General features: G+C 65.8%; 7 protein-coding genes, 1 tRNA gene and 1 riboswitch. Of the genes, 4 read left to right on the forward strand and 4 right to left on the reverse strand.

Annotated elements, in window-relative coordinates; genetic code table 11:
• Positions 1-431, reverse strand: a 431-nt coding sequence (locus Q7T84_RS18190) for a TonB-dependent receptor (RefSeq protein WP_304811689.1), incomplete at its 3' end; no start/stop codon positions are given.
• 101 nt (positions 432-532) lie between these two features.
• Positions 533-737, reverse strand: a riboswitch (cobalamin riboswitch).
• A 28-nt stretch (positions 738-765) separates the two neighbouring features.
• Here Q7T84_RS18190 and cobU point away from each other — a divergent pair.
• Together cobU and Q7T84_RS18200 are read left to right on the forward strand one after the other, a co-directional pair.
• The gene (gene cobU / locus Q7T84_RS18195) at positions 766-1,275 is read left to right on the forward strand and encodes a bifunctional adenosylcobinamide kinase/adenosylcobinamide-phosphate guanylyltransferase (RefSeq protein WP_304811692.1); all 510 of its coding nucleotides are present in this window, start codon (positions 766-768) and stop codon (positions 1,273-1,275) included.
• Positions 1,276-1,348: 73 nt separating this feature from the next.
• Positions 1,349-2,110 (forward strand): CatB-related O-acetyltransferase, encoded by a 762-nt coding sequence (locus Q7T84_RS18200; RefSeq protein ID WP_304811694.1) that lies wholly within the window; start codon positions 1,349-1,351, stop codon positions 2,108-2,110.
• A gap of 59 nt (positions 2,111-2,169) precedes the next feature.
• On the opposite strand, the gene Q7T84_RS18205 is transcribed toward Q7T84_RS18200, so the two are convergent.
• Positions 2,170-2,244: transfer RNA gene (locus tag Q7T84_RS18205), tRNA-Gly, on the reverse strand.
• Positions 2,245-2,570: 326 nt separating this feature from the next.
• Between Q7T84_RS18205 and Q7T84_RS18210 the strand changes: the two genes are divergently transcribed.
• Both Q7T84_RS18210 and Q7T84_RS18215 read left to right on the forward strand, forming a co-directional pair.
• Positions 2,571-3,089, forward strand: coding sequence for an FxDxF family PEP-CTERM protein (locus Q7T84_RS18210; protein WP_304811697.1), 519 nt, complete (start codon positions 2,571-2,573; stop codon positions 3,087-3,089).
• Positions 3,090-3,219: 130 nt separating this feature from the next.
• Positions 3,220-3,810: an HD domain-containing protein gene (locus Q7T84_RS18215; protein ID WP_304811699.1), complete on the forward strand. Its 591-nt coding sequence runs from the start codon at positions 3,220-3,222 to the stop codon at positions 3,808-3,810.
• A gap of 166 nt (positions 3,811-3,976) precedes the next feature.
• Here the strand turns inward: Q7T84_RS18215 and phoB are convergent, their stop codons facing one another.
• Together phoB and Q7T84_RS18225 are read right to left on the reverse strand one after the other, a co-directional pair.
• The gene (gene phoB, locus Q7T84_RS18220; protein ID WP_304811700.1) at positions 3,977-4,669 is read right to left on the reverse strand and encodes a phosphate regulon transcriptional regulator PhoB; all 693 of its coding nucleotides are present in this window, start codon (positions 4,667-4,669) and stop codon (positions 3,977-3,979) included.
• Positions 4,670-4,692: 23 nt separating this feature from the next.
• The coding region (locus Q7T84_RS18225; RefSeq protein ID WP_304811703.1) for a PhoU domain-containing protein at positions 4,693-4,880 on the reverse strand (188 nt) is incomplete at its 5' end.

The following is a 4,880-nucleotide window of genomic DNA, read 5'->3' on the forward strand; positions in this document are numbered from 1 at the left end:
GACTGGGCGCCGCGCAGGATTTCGATGCGGCCGATGTCGCCGGCCATCAGGTTGGCGAAATTGTAGCCGCCGCCGGCGGTGGAGGGGTCGTTCAGCTTCACCCCGTCGATCACCACCACGGTCTGGTCGCCCTCGGCGCCGCGGATGCGCACCGAGGTCGAACCCCCGACCCCACCGTTGCGCGAGAAGGAGACCCCCGGCGTCTGGGCTAGCAGGGTCGAGACGTCGACCGCCTGGCTGACCTTGATGGCGTCGGTGTCCAGGACGGTGACGCTCTGGCCGACGCGCTCGGCTTCCTGCGGCGAGCGGTTGGCGGTGACCACCAGTTCGCCGACGCTGGCGACGGCGATCGGCGAGGCGGACTGAGCCGCGGCATGGGTGGAGAGACCGCACAGAACTGCGGCGGTGGTGGCGAATAGTATGGTCTTCATCGGGTATCCCCCAGACGTGTGACGACGAACCCGCGCTTGCACGCAGGTGACGGACGTCGTCTCTCGGGAAAATACCCGTTCGTCCGGTCCCACCGACCGTCCGAAGGACGACTGCGTCAGGCAGGTCTCCTGGCTCACGGGTCATAGCCGGTGCGCGCCGCCTTCCCAGAACCAGGTCTTTTACGACCATCGTCCAGTGGCTTATGACGCGCGGGCTCGCCGCTTACAGTTGCGGGGGCAGCCCAGGTGTCTCACCTGAGTTCCCTATTAATCCCCTTGCGGGGAACCTGTCGCGAGGCCCCACTAGGCTTTGCCATGCGGAGCGTCAATCCCGATGAGCCTGACCTTCATCCTGGGCGGGGCCCGATCGGGCAAGACCGCCCACGCCCTGGCGCGGGCCCGGCAGCTTTCTCAAGGGCGGCTGATCATGATCGCCACGGCCCAGGCGCTGGACGCCGAAATGACTGAGCGCATCGCCCGCCACCAGGCCGAACGGGGCGACGCCTGGACCACCATCGAGGCGCCGTTGGACCTGGCCGGGGCGGTGCGCGGCCTTGCGCCGGGCGACGTCGCGGTGGTCGACTGCCTGACCCTATGGCTGACCAACCAGATGATGGCGGAAGCGCAGATCGCGCCCGTCGTCGCCGATCTGGTCGAGGCCTTGGCGCAGAGCCCGGCGGCGCTGGTGGTCATCTCCAACGAGGTAGGTCAGGGCATCGTGCCCGACAACGCCCTGGCCCGCCGTTTCCGCGACGAGGCCGGATGGATGCATCAGAAAGTGGCCGCCGCGGCCGGCCGCGTGGAGGTGATCTGGGCCGGCCTGCCGCTGCGGCTCAAGGGCTGAACCCCTTGGCGAGGACGATTGACGCAGGCAAAAGGCGCTAGGCTCGCCAGGCCGCCCGCCGACGGAGAGGTTGATGAGAGCTGTAAAGATCACCCGCCCGCTGCTCGACCTGTTCGCCGCGCGCCGGGTCTATCACCGGGTCCACGCCGGAGAGCGGTGGCGGGTTGGTCAGCAGATCGGCGTCAACGAAAGCTGCGAGATCGAGCCCTACGTCAACTTCGCCAGCGGCGATTTCATTCCAAGGGCGGTCGGCGCGTTTTCCTACACGCACTCAGGTCTGAATGCAGCGGCGTCCGTCGGCCGGTACTGTTCGATTGCGGCGGGCCTGACCTTCTTTGGAGACGCCCACCCCGTCGACCGGGTCACCAGTTCGCCCACGACCTTCGACTCGCCGCAGGGCGCCCTGCGCTTTATCGGCGGCTACCTCGCCGACCACGGGATCAGCGACTATCCGAGCTTCCCTTTCGATCATCGGCCGGCGCCGGTCACGATCGGCCACGACGTGTGGATCGGCGCGCAGGTGATGATCGCCGGGGGGGTGAGCGTGGGGCACGGCGCGGTGATCGGCGCCAGGAGCGTCGTCACCAAGGACGTCCCTCCCTATGCGATCGTGGTGGGGTCCCCGGCCCGCGTCGTCCGATTCCGCTTTCCAGAAACCACCATCGCCCGGCTCCTGGCGCTCCAGTGGTGGCGCTTTGGACCCGAGGTGATCCAGCGGTTGGGTCCGTGTGAAATTGATCGCTTCCTGGACGCCGCGGAGGCCGAACCCCCGACCCCGCTCGATCTGCGCCCGCTCACCTTCGCGGAAATTGTCGAGGCAAGTTCGCGCGAGTAGCCGCCGGCCGCACGCAGCTGAGAACCGGTCCAGGGGCCAGGCCAACGTATTGAAATCGTTGGAGCGGGCGATGGGATTCGAACCCACGACATTCAGCTTGGGAAGCTGACGCTCTACCCCTGAGCTACGCCCGCATGTGTAAAGAGCCGCCGACAGGTCGGGAGCGTTCGCACGCCGTCTCCTTAGCCGCTCCAGGCTTGGCGCTCAAGGGCGCAGGCGAGTCGACCTCTGATTGCCAAGAGTGCATTGCAACATAAGCGCGCGACCCCAAAACTCGCCAAAACGGCGCTTTTTAACCATAAACCGCACGTTGAGAGACATTTTACAATTTAAGACTCCCGCACTGCGGGAACATGGTTGCGCGAACGTTTAGCTCCGGCTTAATTGCGCTCTCTGATAGTACCGTTCCGGCACACTCCACGCTCGATTGCCGGACGCCCCCCACATGCTGGAGTAGTAAATGAAGAAGCTTCTTATCGGTGCGGCCTTGGCCGTTTCGATGTTGGCCGCCGCTCCGGCCGCCAACGCCGCCATCGCCATCACGCTGCCCGCCGCCGCCCCCGACGGCACCATTTCGGCCGAATTCGGCCAAAGCGGCATTGGCGCCGGCGCTTTCTCCGAGACGTTTGAGTTCAACTTCCCGGTCGCCGGCACCGCCAGCACCGGCGTGACGTCGATCCGCGTTTCCAAAGCGACCGACATCAACTTCACGAGCGTTTTGCTGAACGGCAAAGCGTTCAACATCGTCAATGGCGTCTTCGACAGCGCCATCCTGGAGAACTGGCCGGTCGCGGCCGGCCTGCAGACCCTGTTCGTCTCCGGCACCAGCGGTGGCAACGGCTCGTACAGCGTCGATCTGTCCTTCGCGCCGTCGGCCGTTCCGGAACCGGCGACCTGGGCGATGATGATCATCGGCTTCACGGGCGCTGGCGTGGCGATCCGTCGCCGTCGTCGCGACGACTCGGTCGCCTTCGCCTAAGACCTAGTCTTACCGAAACGATCAGGCCCGCCAGCCATGCTGGCGGGCCTTTTTGTTGGACCGCTCGTTCGTTGACCTCGCCGCGGGATGGCCGCACGATGCGGCAAAACAACGTTCCAGGGAGGCCGAGATGGCCGACGGCGAGGCTCTATCGCAGGCGCAGTTCACCGCCATGACCGACGGCACCCAGGAAGACTGGATGGCCATTGTGAAGGCGGCCGGTCCGTTCAGCCGCGAGCTTCCCGACCGGCTGATCAGCCACCTGAAGATGCTGGCCGGCGATAGCGGCGGCTATCCGGTCGATCGGCTGGAGCATTCGCTGCAGACCGCCACGCGGGCCTTCAAGGACGGCAAGGACGAGGAATATGTGGTCTGCGCGCTGATGCATGACATCGGCGACCTGCTGGGCCCGTCCAACCACGCCGAGATCGGCGCCGTGATCATGAAGCCCTACGTCTCTGAGCGGAACTTCTGGATGATGGACAAACACGGCATCTTCCAGGGGTACTATTTCTTCCACCATCTGGGCCTGGACCGCGACATGCGCGAGCAGTTCCGCGGCCATCCGGACTTCGAATACACCGCGCAGTTCTGCCATCTGTACGACCAGAACAGCTTCGATCCAGCCTATGAATCCATGCCGCTGGAGGCCTTCGAACCGATGCTGCGCCGGGTGCTCGCCCGGCCGCAGCGGTCGATCTACAAGCGCGAGGCGGCTTAGCTCTCAACGGGTGTCATCCCGGTTTGCGCAGCAAGACCGGGACCCATTCGCGCCGAACTGGCGGAATGAGGCGAGGCCCCGCCCTAGCTTGATCCATCAGGTGTTCATGGGTCCCGGACAGCCGCTGCGCGGCTTCCGGGATGACACATCTGGCTGACCGGACTGTTTAAGCGTCCATATCCAGCGAATAGCCCGCCGAACGGACGGTGCGGATCGGGTCGGCCATCGCGTCCTCGCGGTTCAGCGCCTTGCGCAGGCGCCCGACGTGGACGTCCACCGTGCGAGCCTCGACATAGACGTCCGAGCCCCAGACCGCGTCCAGCAGCTGCTCGCGGCTGAACACCCGGCCCGGGTGCTGCATCAGATAGTCGAGCAGGCGGAACTCGGTCGGACCGAGATGGATCTCCTTGCCCGCCCGTTTCACGCGGTGGGCGACGCGGTCGATGACCAGGTCGCCGATGTGGACGCGGTCCTCGGCCAGGCCCGGACGGATGCGGCGCAGCACCGCGCGGATGCGGGCCGACAGTTCGCTCATCGCGAACGGCTTGACGATGTAGTCGTCGGCCCCGGTGTCGAGGCCGCGGATCCGGTCGCTCTCCTCGCCGCGCGCCGTCAGCATGATGATCGGCACGTTGCGGCTCTCGGCCCGCTGGCGCAGGCGGCGGCAGACCTCGATCCCCGAGATCTTCGGCAGCATCCAGTCGAGAACGATGATGTCGGGCAGACGCTCAGAGACCAAGGTCAAGGCCTCCTCGCCGTCGGCGGCGACGGCGACCTCGTAGCCTTCCTTGTCGAGGTTGTACTGCAGCAGGGTCGAGAGGGCGTCTTCGTCCTCGACCACCAGGATGTGGGGCGTCAAATCGCTACTCCTCGGGCGGCGCGCTAGAGGCGCAGCGCATCGGTCTTCGGACGGTCGGCGGAGATCATGTCCTCGCCGGTGATTTCGTAGTGGATGATCTCGGCGATGTTGGTGGCGTGATCGCCGATGCGCTCAAGGTTCTTGGCCACGAACAGCAGGTGGGCGCAGGCGGTGATCGTGCGCGGATCGCCCATCATGTAGGTCAGCAGTT

Origin of the sequence: Phenylobacterium sp., from assembly GCF_030654915.1 — a bacterium.
In the GTDB taxonomy this organism is placed as follows: Bacteria; Pseudomonadota; Alphaproteobacteria; order Caulobacterales; family Caulobacteraceae; genus Phenylobacterium.